Consider the following 18,392-nt stretch of genomic DNA (forward strand, 5'->3'; position numbering starts at 1 on the left):
TTTAAAGCTAGGGGAGTCAGGAATTTTTACAAGGCATGCGCAGCGTGATACGCACCCCCAGGCCCAAGGGCTCTGCGTAGAGGTTGCCGCCCGCCTGAAGGGCCTGCTTGCGCGCCTGGTACATGCCCAAACCCTTGTTAACCGTCCCGGACGTCGCCCAAGGCTCAAAAAGCCTGTCCAACGGAATCTCCAGCGGCAACTGAGGCGTTTCGAAATGGACAGCGATGTCCTGCCCTTCTTCCATCACCCGTACCCTGCAGTGTGCCGGCAGCAGGCGCTCGCGCGACAAGGTGGACACATTGCCCAGCACGTTGTCGAGCACTGTCGCAAGTGCCTGCTCGTCCCACTGCAACCAGGCACCGCCCTCGAGCTCGATCTCGACCTGGTGCAATTCTCCGGCCTGGCGGATGTGTTCATCCAGATCCAGCATGGGCGCAGCCTCGGGATCTTCCCGCGAGGTTAGCGGCGCTGAGAGTGATGGCTGCCAGGTGGGATTGAGCAAGGCCTTCGCCATGCGCTCTGCCCGGTTGGCCGCCAGGGCGGCATTGCTGCGCAACCGCCGCGCGCGGACCATCAGCGTCTGGTCGTCCTGTGCCGCCGCAAAGTCTTCTGCCACCAGCTGTACCCATTGCGCTAGGTTGCGCATGTCGTGCTGCAGAAAAACGCCTACCCGCGCACGCTGGCTGACCGCTGCCACCAGTGCAAGCTGACGGGCCGCCAAGGCGCCCTGAAGCATGGCAAACAGCACCTCGGCGGCCTGCACGGCAAACAGATGGCGCTCACCGCGCAAACCTTTGAGTCCGATGCGAAAGTCCAGCGAAATATCGTCAAACTGAAAGCTCTGACAAAGGACGCGATCATCAAACCGCCGCTGACCCCGCGCATCGGTCGCCGCCGCCCCATGCACCAGGGCAGGAATGGGCGGCCCCATTCGGGTGAACACCGGCGAGCCATACCAGTTCCCTTGCCAATCCATGCTGATCAGGCCTACCTGCGCAAGCGTGCGCTGATGCAGGACCAGCGTGCCCAGCAAGTCATCATGCAAGGCCTCGCGCAAGGCCAGCATCTGGTCCATGCGCTGGCGATGCAGGCGGCTCAGGTGGCGCAGCCAAACCATGGTGAAGCCCACGCTCAAACCAGCCACCACCAGTGCCACCGCGGCATCGTAAAGATCTGTCACGACGCCGCTCTTTCGATACCGAACTTTTTCATGAAGTAGTACAGGTGCTCCCGGGTCAGCCCCAGCTTGCGGGCAGCCTGTGCCACATTGAACTGACTGTCGGTCAGCACCGAACGCACCAATTTTTCCTGCGCTGCCTCGCCGAACTCCCTGACGCCTTCCCCAATCGGTGCAGTCAATGTCATGCGCGCCTGTCCGTCGGTGCTCAGCTGTTGTTCAGCCTGCAGAAACAGCACGGCACGGGCCAAAGCCTCGCGCAGGCGCTGGCTGCTGGCGGGTTTGTTTAGAAAGTCAAACGCACCCAACCCAATCGCCGTGAGCGCGACTGAAGGTTCGTCCTGGCCGGTCAGCACCACCACTTTGAGCGAAGGCCGCTCCAGGATGAGCAGACGCAGCAACTCCAGACCGGCCGTTGGCTCGTTCGGATGAGGCGGAAGGCCCAAGTCAAGCAAGGCGAGGTCAAACGGCGCTTGCGCCTGCCGGGCAATCACCAGCGCTTCAGCAGCAGAGCCCGCCGAAAGCACGTCGTAACCCATGTCTTCGAGCGAGCCGCACCACCAGTCGCGAAGAGATGCGTCGTCTTCGACAATAAGAACGGTGTGGTGAACTGGCATTGTTAAGGCAACACCCCAGCCTTTATCAAGCCACTTCCAATGACACTTGTCGGTTGCCATAGAAAAATATCATCGAAGGCGCCGTTAGCTGCACCAGGTTCCGAGCGCGGATGAAACACATACACCGGGTCATTGTCCAGGTTGGCAGACTCATCCGCGCCACCCCCACCAGGAAGCTCAGCACCATTGCGCACCGTGGACCAGACTACGAAACCGGCCTGGGCTAAACGCACTGCAGTCCCGCAACTGGTCGCCGTGATACCAGTGACGGTGGTACAAACCTCCAGCTGACCCACTGGAATACCTGTAGTGGCAACAAATGAAGGAAAGAATTCGGCCGCAGAAACTGCAGCGGGCACACCGTCCAAGTAGTAAGCGCTCTTAAGCCCATCGACCTGTGTAAACGGATAGCAGGGCGCCCCGGCTACCGAACAATCCTTTTTTGTCACGGCTGGGTTGTGCCCAGCCCCAATATATGCCCGCTGATCAACAGCGTAGCGCAGGCCAAAACCCCATGCATCCTGCATCAGCCCGTCAGGCCCCTGTTCACCAAGGCCCAGGGTACGAGCTGGTACAAAACCGTCGTTCGGATTGGCACATTGACCCCGCGTGCCTGCCGCGCCTGCGGATACCACTTCAAGTCCGGCGCTAACCGCAGTAGCAGGACAAGGCAGCCTCCGATTCACCATCGCAAACGCCATGATGGCGTCTGAAGCCTGCTTGATGCGCTCCTGGGTATCGCCAACTTTCCTGTTTTCAAGCTGTGGCCCAAGCGCCGCCATAATTCCGCCAAGCGCCAAGCCAACGATCACAAGTACCAAAGCAATTTCTATCAGGCTAAACCCGCGCTGACGCAGTCTGAAAACAGCAGGTAGAAGCACTTTATCAGCGGGGGGATGATTCATTTTCCTTACTCCTTCTAATACTGACACCCACCCCAGCCTTCGGCGGAATGATCCGGATAGCCCCGGGGGGCAACAAATCTACCGCCTGCCCCGAAGGCACATCAATCACCTGCCCCGGCCTGGCTTTGAGTTGCATGTCATGGCCCCCGGACTGCAACACACCCGCCCGACCCGCCAGCGTGCGCAAGGGATTGGCTGCACCTCGTCCATAAATCGGCTGGTCATTGACCCACACCGTGCTGCGGTTGCCTGAACGGACCACCACGCCACTGACGACCAAAGCATCGGGCAAACCCGGCGACACATCAATGGAAGGATCTTTCTGCAACACTTGAATGCCGGCATCCGGGTTGTCGGCAGTATTCCGTAATGTTTCAAGGTTGCGTCGCTGGGATGGCGAAAGGATAAGTGAGCCCAGCGTGTCGGAAGTGAAGTTAGCCTGCGGAGCCGCTAGCAGGGGACCAGCAGCTTGCGCCATTGCCGAACAAGTACCCAACGTGATCACGGCACAGACCGCACCCCGCACCCATAACATAAGCCAGCTTCGGACTGGCAGCAAAGCTGTCATGACATGCCCGCTTTCATGGTGCTTTCGGCGCTACGCCTTCAGCTACCACATACAACCATGACAAACTGCATTGCGCATCCAAGGCCATCGTGGACCTTTCGCCCAAACTGAATTTCTTCCCCAGATAGGTACAGCTATCTGCTGTGAAATAACCGCCGCTACTACCCTGCAGACGCGCCAGCAGTTGTAGCCATTCCTCCTCATGAATCGTGCTGGCACTGAGTTTCATCGGTACCCGCACCAAGTGGGCCACCGTTACCCCGGTCTTGTCATCGTTCAGTGGCTTGAGCTTTTCCTGTGCACCGAGCTCCCATAAGACAGTGACTTTTCGCATATCACGGGCAGCGACTTCCAGCGCTTCCAGCATCGCAAGGCGGTCGGGCCTGTGAGCAAAGCGGGACTGCCTGAGTTTGTCAAACATCTGCAGGTTCTCCTCAAGACGTGCCCGGTCCGACTGCGTGTTTTCGAGCGACAGGTTGGCCGCGTTCAGTGCCGCCTCGGCCTGGGCCGCTTCCAAGGCAATACTGTCGGCCAGCCAGCTTGCGCCACCGGCCAACGACGCAGCAACGGTACACATGATTGCCCCCAGCACAAGCGGCCGGGCGGCCATGCGCCAGACGCTGCTCGGTTCTTGCTGGTTGGTCATGGCGCAACCTTCTCCAGACACAGGTCCAGCGTGCGTGCGCCCACCTCGCCCAGCGTGCCGGTCTGGACCTGCACCGGGTCCAACGTTACGGTGGACTTGAGCAAAAAGGCCGACCAGCCTCCCGTATTCAAACCAGCAAGCAAGCCGTCCTGCAACTGCAGTGCCTGCCGCTGTGTCAATGCCAGGGGAAGCGCCGCGGAGAAGCTCAGCAAGGCAAGGGCGGGTTTGGCAGCTTCCGCAGCAGCTGCAGCGGCATCAACCACCTTGGGGCATCCAAAAGGCTGGGCAGGAGCAGGAGGCGCGCCGGCGGCTTGCACCTGCAAACGCGGCAGTGTCCAGCTGATTTTTTGCACTTCCACCCCCGGTGCACCCTTCAGTGCACCGGCCAGATGCTGCAGACCGGCAAACTGGTCGGGCTGCGACGCGAGGGTTTGCTGCCAGGCCTGCACCGCCGCCACAGCAAGGCCGGCCTGGCTCAGGTCGCCCTTGGCGCGCAGGACTTCCTGGCTGGCCTGCTGATTGATGACCGCTGCGCGCGCCAGTTGCTCCTGGGCCAGGTTGCGCTTGCCCCAGGACAGCCACAACAAGTCTGCCGACCACAAGACAGCCAGGGCCAAAGCCGCGATGCCGCCGTACTTCGCACCGGCGGCGATCTGGGCAGCGCGCCATTGCGTGCGTGACTCGTCCGGCAAAAATTGCAGTTGTGCAGAGGCCGACTTGATCCGCGGCAGCAGCCGGGCATAAGCGTCGGTCACACCTTCAATAAATTGCACGTCCAGTGCGGGGTCACTGCCAACCTCCGCGAGGGCCTGCTCGTCGTCAAACGGCAACCACATCTGCGTGGCGACCGGCTGGTCCGCGCTGCCCAGCCATTCCTGTGAAATCAGGTACTGGACGGTTCTGCGCGCTTCGGCCAGCACAAAGGCCGCCGACAGGCTGCCTTCGCCCACACTCAGGGCCAGCCGCGAAAACAACGGGGTCTTGCCGCGAACCAGCACCTGCCGCAAACCGGCAGGGGTGGCCACCAGGGCCAGGATAGGCCGAAGGCTGGCGGGCTCCGGTGGCGCCGGGGGGCCTTGCACCAGCGGATCGGTGCGCGGCCGCCGGGGCAACTTCTGCCGGACCTCCAGCGCGATCAGGGCCGACAGCGGCCACAAGCCCTTGACGCGAATGTGGTGCGCCGTCAGGGCGGCCAGCCATTGGGCGATGCGCTCGCTTTGCCCCATGCCGATCAGGCTGACACGGGTCGGCGGTCGCCACGAGCCGGAGGGAACCAGCACGGCGGCGCGGTAGGGGTTGTCGCGCATCTGCTGCTGCAGCCGGCGTTGCAGCAGTTGCTGCCGGGTGCCGGCCAGCCAGATGGGCGGCAAGACGTTGCGTATATAGGCCTCGTCCATGATGTCGCTGACCAGCGAACAGTTGCCGCGCGCGGGCATGTGGGCAGCGACCCAGGCGACGGGGTCAACATCCACACCCGCTGCCGCCACAGGCTCGGCGCGGGCGCCGCTCAGCCGGTACAGATGGACCGACTGCTGCGCAATGACGAGGGCGAAGTCCAGCATGGCTAGAACTTGACCTTGGAGATCAGGTCGTAGATTGGCAGCATCACGGAAGACATGATCCAGGCGATCATGCCGCCCAGCACCAGCGTCAGCACAGGCTGTATCAGCCCCTGCAGCTTTTCAATGGCATCGTTGACTTCGCGGGTGTAGAAATAACTGACGTTTTCAAGCGCCTTGTCCAGGCCACCCGTGCTTTCGCCAACCCGGATCATGCGAACAACCAACGCCGGAAACAAGGTGGTTGCGGCGAAGGAGTCCGACACCTTCTGTCCCTGGGAAATGCTCAGCGCTGCACCGCTGATGGCCTTTCGATAGGCGGCGTTGTCCGAAAGACTTAAACAGAACCCGAGCGCGTCGAGTACCGAGACGCCGCTTTTGTACATCAGGCCAAACGACTTGGCAAAACGCGCCATGATGATCTTCTTGAGGATGGGGCCGAAGATGGGCGCCCGCAATTTGGCACTGTCCACCCAGAGCCTGGCCGCCGGCGACAGGCGCACCGCCGTGATCCACGTGGCTGCAACTAGAAAAATCACCAGGGGAATGGTGTACCAGTAATTGACCAGAAAGCCGGAAAAAGCCACCAGCGCGCGTGTCTGGATGGGAACCGTTCCGCCCAGGTTCTTGATGAAACCGATCAACTGTGGCACGAGGTAGATCATCAGAAAACCAACGGCGCCAAGCACCACGGTGCCGGCAAACACCGGGTACATCAGCAATTTTTTGGTCTGCGCGGCAATTTCGTCCGACCACTTCAGGCTTTCCACGAGCTCGGCCAGCACTTCCGGCAACTTGCCGGTGGCTTCGCCGGTACGAATCAGGTTGACGTTGACCTTGTCGATGCCTGCAGGCGATTGCTCGAGCGCCTCCGACAGGCTGGCGCCGCCCTCGATGCGGTCTACCAGGTCAGAGATAAAACGTCGCACGGTGGGTGTGTCGGCAGAGTCGCGCAAATCGATCAGCGATTCAAACAAGGGCACACCTGCATGGCTCATCGTCTGCATGTGGATGAAGATGTTGATGAGCTCCTTGCTCTCCAGCTTCTTGCGGGCAAACAGCGTAACGGCCCGTACCGGCGTGGCTTTCAGAAGCTCCAGCTGCATGCGGCCCAGGCGCGCTTCCAGGTCCGACTCGCTGGTGGCGGACTGGCGCCCCGAGATGGTCCGGCCCTCGGCCGTGATCGCGCGGTAGTTGAACTCCAGCATCAGTTGGCCAACCGGGTCAGGTCCACCACGCGGGCCACCTCTTCAAGCGAGGTTGTGCCTGCCAGCACGCGGCCCAGCCCGTCTTCGGCCATGGTGGTGAAACCATTGCTGCGCGCGTGGGCCAGCAGCTCGGGCGTGCGGGCGTTGCGCGACAGCAGGTCGTCCAGGCCCATGTCGAAACGCAGCAGCTCCATGATGCTGGTTCGCCCCTTGTAACCCTGGTTTTTGCAGTGGGCGCAGCCCACGGCGCGGTAAAGGGTCAACGGCAGATGGTGCGCAACGCCCAGCAGCGACTTTTCAACATCGCCGGCTTCATAGGCAACCTTGCACTTGGGGCACAGCAGGCGCACCAGGCGCTGCGCGACGATGCCGATCAGGTTGCCCGTCATCACGCTCACGGGAATGCCCAGGTCCAGCAGCCGGGCAATGGCCAGCACGGCTGAATTGGCGTGCAGGGTTGAAAACACCTGGTGGCCCGTCATGGCGGCACGAAAAGCCATCTCTGCCGTCTCGTGGTCGCGGATCTCGCCGACCAGGATGATGTCCGGATCCTGCCGCATCATGGAGCGGATGCCGTTGGCAAAGTCCATCTTGGGGTTGTCGGCGGCAGAGGCCTGGCGGATACGCGCCATCGGGTATTCGACCGGGTCCTCCAGCGTCATGATGTTGACGCTCTCGGTGTTCATCTCATTGAGGATGGAGTACAGCGTGGTGGTCTTGCCGCTGCCGGTCGGCCCCGTCACGAGGATGATGCCGTAAGGCCGGGCCAGCATCAGCCGCAAGGTGTTCATGCGGTCGGCAGGCAGCCCCATCTTGTCCATGGGCACGATGGACTTGCGCCGGTCGAGCACCCGCAGCACGAAGTTCTCACCATGGATGGTCGGCTGCGCGGCGGCGCGAAAGTCAACATCGTGCCCACGTATGACCATGGAAATACGCCCGTCCTGGGGTGCACGCGTCTCGGCGATGTCCATGCCCGACAGGACCTTGAGCCTGACCGACAACGCCGGCCAGTACTGCTTGTGCAGCACCCTGACCTGCCGCATCACGCCGTCAATGCGGTAGCGAATGCGCAAGAAACCCTCTTCGGGTTCGAAGTGAATGTCGGAAGCGCCTTCGAGCACAGCATCGGCCAGCAGTGCATCGATGAGCCGGACAATCGGGTGCGCAAAAGCCTCCGCGCCGCGCATGGACAGTGCGCTGTCGTCCATCTTGCCGGTGCGCAGCCCCTTGAGGATGTCGTCGATGGACAGCACATAACCATAGAAGCGGTCGATGGCGGCCTTGATGTCAGCCTTGGACGCCAACCGCCAGCGCAGTGAAATATCTGCAGGCACGGCGGAGCGGCACTGGTCCATGGCCACGACGTCGTTGGTGTCGCTGATGGCCACCGTCAGTTGCCGGCTCTCGTCGTCAAAGCCGACCGGGAAAACGTCGTAGTTCTGCGCCAGCGTTTTCGGAATCAGCTTGATCGCCCCGTCGTCGGGGACCATGTCGTCGAGGCGGATGGCTTCTGTGGCACTGGCCGCCGCCATGATGGCCGTGAGGTCATCGAGCGACAGCATGCCCAGGCTGACCAGGATGTCGCCGAAAGAGCCGCCGCGCTTTTCACGCTCGGTCCAGGCAATCTCGGCCTGGTCGTGTGTGATCAGGCCGCTGCGCTCGAGCTCAAGGTAAAACGACGTCGGGTTGTAGACGTCGAGTTTGGCGTTCATCGGGACGCCCCCGCAACCGCGCCCGCCTTCAATGCGGCCAGCCTGGTGCGCGCGCTGGTTTCGTCAAACCCCGAGGCCCGTCCCTGGGCCAGCCCGATCGCGGTTTCGTAGTACTGGGCCGCGAGACCGGACTTTCTCAGGTGGTCCAGCGTCACCGCCAGGTTGTAGGCGAATTGCGGCTCCTGGGGCGCTGCGGAATGCGCCTTGAAAAACAGGGGTTGCGCCTCGGACCAGCGCTTTTCGCCGGACAGGACCAGCCCCAGGGCATTGTTCAGATCGGCCTCCTGCGGCGACCGGGCCAGCATTTCCCGGAGCCTGGACTCCTGCTGGGGTTCGCCCGCGTTGGTGATCAGGCTGCTGAGGCCGGCGAGTGCCGTGGCGTTTTGCGGCTCCAGGCGCAAGACCCGCTTGTAGGCATCCATGGCCGGTTCGCGCTGGTTGCTGGCATGTGCAATGACGGCCAGACCGAGCCAGGCATCACGCTGGGTCGGATCGGCCCTGAGAACTTCCTGATAGAGCCGGGTGGCTTCCGTGGTCTTGCCCGCCTGGTAGGCCGCATAGGCAGCGTCCATGAGCGAGGCAGGTTTTGCGGCATTGGGACGCAATGCCACGCCCGGTCCGCCGGCGGCGACATCCGCCCCACCGCGGCTGTCGCCGCTGGTGGGCGCCTGCCTGGCCGCGGTGGTGCGTGCAGAATTTTGCGCCACTACGCGGGGACGAGACGTCACAGGCACCGGGCCAGAAGATGTGCGGGTTGGGCCGCCAGCCACCCCTGGCGCGGGCGACGGGACCATGCCGGCCACCGGCTGTGCGGCGGCAGGGGCACCCCTGTCTGCCCCGGCAACCGCCGTTGTTTCGCTGGCCGCAGCGGGCAGATTGCCGGGTGCGGCAGTATCGGTTGGGGGCGCCGGGGATGCCTCAGGCGCAGCGACCTGTGGGGCGACGACTGGCACGATGGGTTTGCTCGCAAGCAGTGTGCTGGAGGACCCGAAAAGCGCATCCCCAAACAGCAAAAAAGCGGCCAGGGGCAGAGCCACCACCAGCGCCACGGCAGCCAGCAGCCACTGCCGTCGCTGAGCCCTGTTCGGCACCTTGCGGGCGCCGGCACCCGCCATCGCGCTCGCGGCCGAGATCGCCTGGCGCTGTGTGGTTCCCGCCAGGGGCGCGGCCCGGTCCAGGGGCCCCGCCGCGGTCGGCGTTGCCTCTGGGGCTTGGGACACCGGAGCTGGCCCGGCGAAGGACCCCGTTGAGGAGCGCACCGGTTCGCGTGCCACTTGGGCGGCGGCCCAGCCCCCGGCGACAGGACCCGTACTCTGGCCGGCTTCCGCGCCGATTGGTCTGGCATAACGTCCATAGGACTGAATCGGCGTCCGGGGGTCGGCGACCGAGGTCACAGGCGTGGCTTGCGGCAACGGCGCGGGGGCAGCGGCTTGGTCCGAGACCAGCGTCAGATCCGGAAAATCCGTCTCGGACGCCGGTGCCTGTGGCGCCATGGAAGCATGCGCATCAGCCCCGGCCGGCTCCGGGGTGGGGTATGAAGGCGGCGTCTGCGCCTGCAAGGTCAACTCGGCGCCGGATGCCTGGGCCTGATCCGCGGGCGTGCCCCCCACGGGCGCCATGGGCGTCGGGCCGGCGCCGGTCGCAGATGCGTCCAGCTTGCGCTTGCGGGAGTCCTCCTCTGCCCGGCGGAGCGCGTCGAGCAACAAGCTCATGGCCGGCGCCCCACAGGCACCGGTGTGCCGATGGACAGCTGACTCCGGATAAAGGAGGCGTCGCCATCAATGCTCGAGTCGCGAAGGATGGTGGGACGCAGGAAGATGACCAGTTCGCTTTTGTTGGACTGATTGCTGCGGACCTTGAACAGTTCGCCAACGACCGGCACATTGCCCACGCCGGGAATCTGGTCCGTGGCGTTGCTCTGGTCGTCCTGCATCAGGCCACCCAGCACCGCGGTCTCGCCGTCCCGCACCTTCATGATGGACTCGAACTCGCGCGTCTGTATTTCAGGAATCCGGTTGGTGACACCAGCTGTCGCCAGCGCGGGACTCGGATCATTGACATAACTCATGATCCGGGACACGGACGGACGCAGGTTCAGCGTGATTTCATCGTCGTCACCGACCTGGGCCGTCACGTTCATCAGAAAGCCCACCGGCACGGTGTTGATGGTGGTGGTGTAAACCGCTGCAGTGGGGGCCACACCAAGTGAGCCTGGCGTGCCCGGCGTCACCGAGATCGTGAAATACACCTTGTTGTCCACCACCTTGAGCAGCGCGGCCTGGTTGTTCATGACACTGACCTTGGGACTGGAAAGCACGCGGGTCTTGCCGAATGATTCGAGCAGACGCACGGTCGCAGAAATATCGGTTTTTCCGAAGGATTTCTGGGCGGTAAAGGTACCAAGAGAAGCTGGATTGACGCCCGTCAACAGGGCTGTTCCGCCGCCGGCGGCCATCACCAGGCTCAGCGGTGTGGAGACCGCGTTCCGGATGAACGACCAGTTAATCCCTTGCTGGTAATCGTTGCTCAACGCCACTTCCACAATCGTGGCTTCAATCAACACCTGGCGCCTGGCATTGCCGACGACCTGGTCGAGAAACTCGCGCACGCGCGCATGCTGCTTGCCCGTGGCGCGAACACTGATCACACCCGTTTCCGGATTGGCAATGACCGATGCGGCCTCGCGGTAAAGCGGTTGCGGCGCGGCAGCCGCTGGCGCAGCAGTGCCGGTGATGGCTCGGCCGGCAGCACCCAGCGCCCCGGCCACAGAGGCCACAGGTGTCGGCGCCGCGGGCGCCGTAGCAGGTGCGGCGGCGGCCGTCGTTTCAATGACCTTGTCGGTTTCCCGGAGCAGGTCACGGATGTTTTCCGTGAGCGTGACCCAGAACCGGTTGTTGGACGTATTGCGAATCGATGCGGACGAGGAGTTGCCCGTACCCGAGGCGGTGCCCTGTCCGGTGGTCGCGACCTGCGACTCGGAGCCCGTGCTGCTGACCGAATCGCGGGAGATGTTGGGGTAGTCGGCCTTGTACAGGCGCAGAAACGGCGTGTCGGGCAACACGAACAAGTTTTTGCCTTCCAGCTCGTAACGCATGTCCACCTGCCGCGCAATGCGATCCAGCAGTTCGGAAATCGTCTGGTCCAGCGCATTGAGCGTGACGGTGCCGGTGATGCGCGGGTGAACATCGAGGTTCAATTTGGCATCGCGAGCCAAGGCAAACAGCAGGGTCTGGACGTTGACGTTGCTGACCACCACGCTGTAGGTTTCCTGCGGTTTGACCGCCCGGGGGGCGGGCAGACGCGGCGCTCCGGCCGAAAGCGGGGGGATGCTGACGACGTCGCTGGGCGCCTGGGCGAGTGGCGGAACCGTGCCTGGCTCCTCGGCCAGGTGTCCTTTGGACAAGGGCGGCGGCGGCGTTGCACAGCCTGCAAGCACCAGTGCGGCCAGCAAGGCCGGCTTCCAGACGGGGCAATGCGTTTTCAAGGGACAGGTTCCTTACGGATGGCGTCGAGACTGCGCACAACCGGGTTGTAGCGTCTGATGGCAGCAGGCGCAGATTGTATGAACTCGAGGGCGTCCGCGCGGGTTTCGAAGTGCCCCGCATAAAGAGCGTGAAAGAGCTGGCGCTGGTAGAGCCGGTTATGGACGAGCACCGGCGCGGCGGGCTGCGCAGCGCCGTCCAGCGCAGCCTGGACTTCATTGGCCATGGCCAGCACCTCGGCATCCCGGGGGGCGCGCTGGGACAGCAATTGAACCGTGAACCCCTTGCTGGACAGTTTAGCGATGAACTCGTCCGTGGCCTGCATGCGAACGGCCAGCGAGTTGTCCTTCAGCTTCGCAACCAGCGCGGGCTCCGCGATCGACGCTTTTCCGGCTGCAGGCGTTGGGGGCACCGGGACCGCAGAGGCCGGACTGGTGACAGGGCGGGTCGGCGGGGCTACGGCCACAGGCAGGACGGGACTGGGAGCCGCCTGAGCGACCGGGACAAGCTGCGACGGCGAGTGTGGCCCGGATGGCAGCGAAGGCGGCGGGCTTGTGGTCGGAATCGAAGCCGCCTCGGAAACCAGCGGCGTTACCGGCTGGGTCATGGCCACGCGCTCATTCCTGTCCATGTTTTTTCCGCTGCCCAAAAGATATCCGACGCCCAAGGCGACCAGCACCCCGAAGCCTGCCGGCGCAAACCTGCGCCACAGGGCTGCAGAGTTGCCGCTGGCTGTGTTTGCGGCAAACAGCGTGGCGCGCCTGGTGGTCGGCAGGCTGTCGCCGATCGCGCGGCGCACCTGGTCGATACCCACTTGCGGCACACCTTCCGCATACGCCGCCAGCATGGACTTGTCGGCCAGCATGTTGAGCTTGCGTGTACGCCCCTCGGAGGCCTGAACCAGCAGGCGCAACGCGGCGGCGTCAAACAGCTCGCCCCCCTTCCACCCGGCCTTGTGCAGGCGAAACATCAGGTAGGCCGACGCATCCTGGGCATCGAGCGGCTGCAGTTCAAACCGGTGGCTGATCCTGTCCTTGACCTGCCTGAGTTGCGGTGCGGCCAGCAATTCGTCCAGCTCGGGCTGGCCAAACAGCACTATTTTCAGGAGCTTGTTCTGTGTCGTTTCCAGGTTGGACAGCAGGCGGATTTCCTCCAGCGTGGTCGCCGGCATGCTGTGCGCCTCATCGATCACGACCACCACGCGCCGGCCCTGGGAGTAACGCTCGATGAGCACGGATTCCAGCGCCGCCAGCATGTGCGCCCGGTTGCCCTGCGGCGGCTCGGGCATCAGGTCGCGGGCAATGGCGCCCAGAATTTCGTCGCGGTCAAAAACTGGGTTGGCCAGGTAAACCGTGTCCGACGGCAAGGGCCGCAGCCGCTCCAGCAACATGCGGCTGAGCATGGTTTTTCCCATGCCGATTTCACCCACCACACTGACGATTCCCTCGTCATGCATGGAAGCAACGATCAATCCCTCAAGGATGTCGCCACGCTGGCCTCCGGTAAAGAAGAGTCCTGTGTCGGGTGTAATGCGAAAAGGATCCGTCGACAAGCCGAAGTGATCTAGGTAAAGAACACTCATGTTTTCAAATACTTGTTAAGGAATACTCATGTTGTGCAACGTCATTTTTTCAATGGCGGCTATAACAAGGATTATGCGTTTGAAACCAAAAATGCAAGAAATTGTTACGCATCCAACGGGAACGACTGTTGCATTCAGGGAATACCGACGCGGCCGCGGGCCGACCGGCATAGTTACCCGCATTGCACGGGGAGCAACAGGATCTGTTGCGGGAACGAACCGGGCCACCTCGCCTTGGGGGCCCTTGGTCGTGCGAATCCGCAAAAAGAGATCTGCCCATGCAGGCGGGTGACCAGAGAAGCCAACCCTGGGGATGGAGTGGCACAGGCGCCGGTTGCGCGCCACCGGCTTCCCGGGTGGCGCGCCCCAAGCCTGAAGAGGCGACCTGGGAAAACTTGTACATTGCCTTCAGACGGCGCGAACGCCACCTGAAGGCGGGATGGCCGCTCAGAGCAGCTTGCAGCCTGTCTTGGCCTGCAGGGCCTCAAGGGTCACCCCGGGTGCCAGTTCAACCACTTTCAGGCCTTCCGGCGTGACGTCCATCACGGCCAGGTCGGTGATGATGCGGTCCACCACACCGACCCCGGTCAGGGGCAAGGTGCATTTTTCGAGGATTTTCAGGTCTTCCGTGCCGTCTTTTTTCTTCGCGACATGCTCCATCAGGATGATGACCCGCTTGACACCGGCCACCAGGTCCATGGCGCCGCCCATGCCCTTGATCATCTTGCCCGGAATCATCCAGTTGGCCAGGTCGCCGTGTTCGTTGACCTGCATGGCCCCCAGGATGCTGAGGTTGATCTTGCCGCCTCGGATCATGGCAAAGCTGTCGTGACTGCCGAAAATCGACGAGCCCTTGATGGTGGTCACGGTCTGCTTGCCGGCGTTGATCAGGTCGGCGTCCACCTCGTCTTCATACGGAAACGGGCCAATGCCCAGCATGCCGTTCTCGCTTTGCAGCCACACCTCGATGTGGTCGGGCACGAAGTTGGCCACCAGCGTCGGGATGCCGATACCGAGGTTCACATAAAAGCCGTCTTCGAGTTCCTGCGCCGCGCGTGCGGCCATTTGATCCTGGGTCCATGCCATGTTCGTGCTCCTCAAACTTTACGGTCGCGGGTGGTGCGCTTTTCAATGCGCTTCTCGGGCGTGGGGTTGTGCACGATGCGGTGCACATAGATGCCGGGCAGATGGATGTCGTCGGGCGCCAACTCGCCGGTGGCGACGATGCGCTCCACCTCCACGATGCAGACCCTGCCCGCCATGGCCGCGGCCGGGTTGAAGTTGCGCGCCGTCAGGTTGAAGCGCAGGTTGCCCGAGCGGTCGGCGATGTCGGCCTTGACCAGCGCCACATCAGGCACCAGCGAGCGTTCCATCAGATAGGTTTCGCCATCGAACTCGCGCAGTTCCTTGCCCTCGGCGACGAGGGTGCCGACACCGGTTTTGGTGAAAAATGCCGGGATGCCGGCGCCGCCCGCGCGCAGCTTCTCTGCCAGCGTGCCCTGCGGCGTGAACTCCAGTTCCAGTTCGCCGGCCAGGTACTGGCGCTCGAACTCCTTGTTCTCCCCCACATAGCTGGAAATCATCTTCCTGATCTGCCGGGTCTCCAGCAGCTTGCCCAGGCCGAAACCATCCACGCCGGCATTGTTGGAGATCACGGTCAGGTTTTTGACCTGGCTGGCTTTCAGCGCTTCGATCAGTGCCTCGGGAATGCCGCACAGGCCAAAACCACCAACAGCCATCAGCTGGCCGTCCTGGACGATGCCCTTCAGGGCTTCGTCGGCGGATGGGAAAATTTTATTCACAGAAATCTCCTGCAGAGCTTCGACACGAACTTCAAAAGCCTTACGATACTACCTATCCATATACGTAGTTATCCCTAAAGTCAAACCCGCACTCCCCACTCACCTGCACCACCATGGACATTGACTACCGCCTGGCATTTGACATGGCCCCCGTGGGTCTGGTGCTTTCGCGCAACCGGGCCATTGTCGACTGCAACCAGCATCTGTGCGAGATGTTCGGGGCCACGCGCGAGCAACTGACCGGCCAGTCGTTCCAGATCCTCTACCCGAGCGCGGACGAGTATGAACGCATAGGCGCGCGCATGCTGCCCATCCTCAATGCGAAGGGGCACTACGCCGACGACCGCATCATGAAACGCGTGGACGGCCGCCTCAAGGGCGAGACCTTCTGGTGCCATGTCACGGGGCGCGCGCTGAACCGAGCTGCGCCGCACGAGTCCGGCATCTGGACCTTCGAGGACCTGAGTTCACGCCGGCCCGTCAAGGCCGAACTCACCGCGCGCGAGCGCGAAGTCGCCGCACACCTGATGGACGGACTGACATCCAAGGAAATCGGCCGCGCCCTCGTCATCAGCCACCGCACGGTGGAGATCTACCGGGCCCGCCTGATGCGCAAGTACAAGGCATCCACGACCGCCGACCTGGTGCACAAGCTGATGGCGGGCTGACCTGGGCGCTCCTTGATTGATAGCGGCTCGCGCTTTCCTGCCAAGGGCTGCGGGCATTTTTCACCCTAACTCCCCTACATCATGACGCGGGAAACACGCGCAGGCCTGTCGGCCAGGTGGTCCTGGGCGTGGCTGCCGTCCGTCGCGGCCAGCTGGTCAAACGGCAGCGCCTGTTTGACCAGCACGACGGTGCACGGCGCCGCCATGGCGACCCGGATGGGCACCGTGGCCAGCAGCCGCTGCATTTGCAGCCCGTGGGTGGCCGCGCCCATCACGATCATGCTGACCTGGTTGCCTTGCGCATAACGCAGCAGGGCCTGGGCGACGTCACCGTTTTCGAGGATGTGGAAAGAGACCGTCTGGCCGCTCAGGTCCAGCGGTTGGGCCCACTGCCGCAGCATGCCGAGGTAGCGCCGGTGCACCGTGGTCTCACTGGAGGCGGTATCGTGGCCCGGCGTTTCTGCCGGGTCAATCACGCTCACGCAGGCCAGCCGGGCACCGGGCACGGTACCGAGGGCACGCGACACCGCCCCGCGCAGGGAGTACAGGGTGGCATCACTGACGTCGCGGTTGGGAACGGCCACCATGATGATGGGCACCTCGTCAATCTGCCGTGACGGCAGCGCGCTCGGCTGGTAGTGCATGCCGGCCGCGCGCACCCAGCGTTTCAGATGCGCCCAGAACCCGGTGGGCCGCACGCGGCGCCCTCGGTCGGTCACCTGCACCTGCTGCGGATGGGAGAGGTCGAAGGCCAGATGCGCGGCGGACGCATAACGCTGCGCGGCGTCCGGTTCCAGGCAGCGCAGGATCACTTCCTGCAGCCATTCGGGCAACGCCGGGTGCCACTTGCGCGGCGGCACCGGGTCCATCCACAGGCGCTGGCGCAGTCCGCCGGTGGTCTGCGGGTTGCCAAAAGGAAGCTCGCACGTGGCCAGCTCGTACAACATCACACCGATGGCAAAAATGTCGCTGCGCGGATCACCGCGCATGCCCACCACCTGTTCGGGCGCCATCCAGGTCGGCGATCCCACGGCGGGACGCAATTCCTCGGCCAGCAGGTCCGGATAGTGGGCGTGGCAAGACAGGCCGAAGTCGAGCAGCACCGCCAGGCCGTCCGGCCGCATCAGCACATTGGCCGGCTTGAGGTCCAGGTGGCAGACGTCCTGCAGGTGCAGGCTGTGCGCGGCCTGCGCCACGGCCGCGCCCAGCCGGGCGATTTCTTCAGCCGGCAGCGGCGCGGGATCGTCGTCCAGCCATTGCTGCAGGGTGCGCCCGGGCACGTGTTCCATGACCAGGTAAGGCAGCTTTGCCAGGTCGCCGGTGGCCACCAGGCGCGGCACATGCGGCCCCGTGAGCACGGACAGGATCTGCCTCTCCACCTCGAACCCGACGATGTTCTCCGCGCCGTCGCCCTCGGTCATGCGCGGCACCTTCATGACCATGGGAAATGGCTCGCGCTGCGCAGCGCCCGCATAAGCGACCTGGTAGATGTGGGCCATGCCGCCGGCATGCAGGCAGTCGCCTACCTGGAAGCCGTCCATCACCGTTCCGGGGGCCAGCAGCTTCACAAGCCCTGCTCCAGCCGTTTCGCAAAAACCTCCGGCAACCCCGCGGCCCGGACATCGGCCGCAGCCGCAAGATGGTCATAAGCGACCCGGTGAAAGGTCAGCTCGGCGCGGGCTGCGTCGAAAATCGCATACATCGCATCGGTGTCCCCATCACGCGGCTGTCCGACCGAGCCCACGGTGGCAATCCAGCGGCGATGGGACGGTACCGGAATGGTGGCGCCTGACGTCGGCTCAAAACGCAGGAGCTTCTGGCTCGCGCCCCGGAAATAAAGGGTCTGCTGGTGCACGTGGCCGCCAAAGACATAACGCACACGCTCGTCCGCGCAGGCCGCATGGAGGCTGGCCTCGGCGCGGTGCCCGCTGTCGACATACAGCCAGCGCTGCGGCGCGTCGGCGCTGCCGTGCACCAGAAACGCAGTGTCGTCGGTAGCGGTCAGCGGCAGGCCGGCCAGGAAATCCAGGTCGGCGGGCGCCAGTTGCGCGCGGGTCCACGCCGCCCCACCCGCGTCCATCGTGCCGGCCTGGTCGAGCGGGGCCGCCGCCAACGCGTCGTGGTTGCCCTGGAGGACGATGGCACCGTCCTGCGCCAGCGCACGTACCCGGCGCACCACCTGCGCAGGCTGCGCCCCGTAACCCACCAGATCGCCGAGCACGGCGAAACGCTGCGCACCCTGCGCGGCGGCGTGCTCCATGCAGGCGTCAAGCGCGCGCAGGTTGGCATGAATGTCGGACAGCAGGGCAATTTTCATGGGTTGTTGCGCACATCATCACCCCCGAACCTGATGCGAGGCTTGCAATCGGGGAGGCCGGCGTTGTACCGCCCGTGATGCCGCACGCGCGCAGGAGGGCAGCCGCACCTACCGGCCGGAAAGCTATCATATTAATAGCTGCCCGC

Annotated in this window: 16 protein-coding genes; 1 reads left to right on the top strand and 15 read right to left on the bottom strand. The window is 63.6% G+C overall.

What is annotated here, in order from left to right:
• Positions 1-16: 16 nt before the first annotated feature.
• The 13 genes from PSV40_RS01335 to PSV40_RS01395 all read right to left on the bottom strand — a co-directional run bounded on the left by PSV40_RS01335 (position 17) and on the right by PSV40_RS01395 (position 15,261).
• Positions 17-1,180, bottom strand: coding sequence for a hypothetical protein (locus PSV40_RS01335; protein WP_300533330.1), 1,164 nt, complete (start codon positions 1,178-1,180; stop codon positions 17-19).
• Entirely contained in the window at positions 1,177-1,854 is a 678-nt protein-coding gene (locus PSV40_RS01340) for a response regulator (RefSeq protein WP_300533332.1), read from the bottom strand. The genes PSV40_RS01335 and PSV40_RS01340 overlap by 4 nt, the downstream gene beginning before the upstream one ends.
• Positions 1,797-2,699 carry a type II secretion system protein gene (locus tag PSV40_RS01345; RefSeq protein ID WP_300533333.1) on the bottom strand — a complete coding sequence of 301 codons (903 nt, stop codon included), beginning with the start codon at positions 2,697-2,699 and terminating at the stop codon, positions 1,797-1,799. Before PSV40_RS01345 ends, PSV40_RS01340 begins: the two co-directional genes overlap by 58 nt.
• On the bottom strand, positions 2,680-3,267 hold the full coding sequence (locus PSV40_RS01350) for a hypothetical protein (RefSeq protein ID WP_300533335.1): 588 nt from the start codon (positions 3,265-3,267) through the stop codon (positions 2,680-2,682). Before PSV40_RS01350 ends, PSV40_RS01345 begins: the two co-directional genes overlap by 20 nt.
• Before the next feature lie 13 nt (positions 3,268-3,280).
• Positions 3,281-3,913, bottom strand: a complete 633-nt coding sequence (locus tag PSV40_RS01355; protein ID WP_300533336.1) for a hypothetical protein — start codon at positions 3,911-3,913, stop codon at positions 3,281-3,283.
• Positions 3,910-5,475, bottom strand: coding sequence for a hypothetical protein (locus PSV40_RS01360; RefSeq protein ID WP_300533337.1), 1,566 nt, complete (start codon positions 5,473-5,475; stop codon positions 3,910-3,912). The genes PSV40_RS01355 and PSV40_RS01360 overlap by 4 nt, the downstream gene beginning before the upstream one ends.
• A gap of 2 nt (positions 5,476-5,477) precedes the next feature.
• Positions 5,478-6,680 (bottom strand): type II secretion system F family protein, encoded by a 1,203-nt coding sequence (locus tag PSV40_RS01365; RefSeq protein WP_300533339.1) that lies wholly within the window; start codon positions 6,678-6,680, stop codon positions 5,478-5,480.
• A complete protein-coding gene (locus PSV40_RS01370; protein ID WP_300533341.1) occupies positions 6,680-8,395 on the bottom strand; it encodes a GspE/PulE family protein in 1,716 nt (571 codons plus the stop codon). The genes PSV40_RS01365 and PSV40_RS01370 overlap by 1 nt, the downstream gene beginning before the upstream one ends.
• Positions 8,392-10,107, bottom strand: a complete 1,716-nt coding sequence (locus tag PSV40_RS01375; protein ID WP_300533342.1) for a tetratricopeptide repeat protein — start codon at positions 10,105-10,107, stop codon at positions 8,392-8,394. Before PSV40_RS01375 ends, PSV40_RS01370 begins: the two co-directional genes overlap by 4 nt.
• Positions 10,104-11,879, bottom strand: coding sequence for a pilus (MSHA type) biogenesis protein MshL (mshL, locus tag PSV40_RS01380; protein ID WP_300533344.1), 1,776 nt, complete (start codon positions 11,877-11,879; stop codon positions 10,104-10,106). Before mshL ends, PSV40_RS01375 begins: the two co-directional genes overlap by 4 nt.
• Complete coding sequence (locus PSV40_RS01385; RefSeq protein WP_300533346.1) at positions 11,876-13,333, bottom strand: AAA family ATPase; 1,458 nt, start codon at positions 13,331-13,333, stop codon at positions 11,876-11,878. The genes mshL and PSV40_RS01385 overlap by 4 nt, the downstream gene beginning before the upstream one ends.
• A gap of 573 nt (positions 13,334-13,906) precedes the next feature.
• Positions 13,907-14,545, bottom strand: a complete 639-nt coding sequence (locus PSV40_RS01390) for a CoA transferase subunit B (protein WP_300533348.1) — start codon at positions 14,543-14,545, stop codon at positions 13,907-13,909.
• 11 nt (positions 14,546-14,556) lie between these two features.
• Complete coding sequence (locus PSV40_RS01395) at positions 14,557-15,261, bottom strand: CoA transferase subunit A (RefSeq protein WP_300533349.1); 705 nt, start codon at positions 15,259-15,261, stop codon at positions 14,557-14,559.
• A gap of 113 nt (positions 15,262-15,374) precedes the next feature.
• On the opposite strand from PSV40_RS01395, the gene PSV40_RS01400 reads away from it, so the two are divergent.
• Positions 15,375-15,929 (top strand): PAS and helix-turn-helix domain-containing protein, encoded by a 555-nt coding sequence (locus PSV40_RS01400; protein ID WP_096699128.1) that lies wholly within the window; start codon positions 15,375-15,377, stop codon positions 15,927-15,929.
• 74 nt (positions 15,930-16,003) lie between these two features.
• On the opposite strand, the gene PSV40_RS01405 is transcribed toward PSV40_RS01400, so the two are convergent.
• Complete coding sequence (locus PSV40_RS01405) at positions 16,004-17,497, bottom strand: bifunctional serine/threonine-protein kinase/universal stress protein (protein ID WP_300533351.1); 1,494 nt, start codon at positions 17,495-17,497, stop codon at positions 16,004-16,006.
• On the bottom strand, positions 17,494-18,246 hold the full coding sequence (locus tag PSV40_RS01410; RefSeq protein ID WP_300533353.1) for a metallophosphoesterase family protein: 753 nt from the start codon (positions 18,244-18,246) through the stop codon (positions 17,494-17,496). The genes PSV40_RS01405 and PSV40_RS01410 overlap by 4 nt, the downstream gene beginning before the upstream one ends.
• Between the last annotated feature and the right edge of the window lie 146 nt (positions 18,247-18,392).

Source organism: Polaromonas sp. (assembly GCF_029945925.1).
GTDB lineage: Bacteria > Pseudomonadota > Gammaproteobacteria > Burkholderiales > Burkholderiaceae_C > Polaromonas.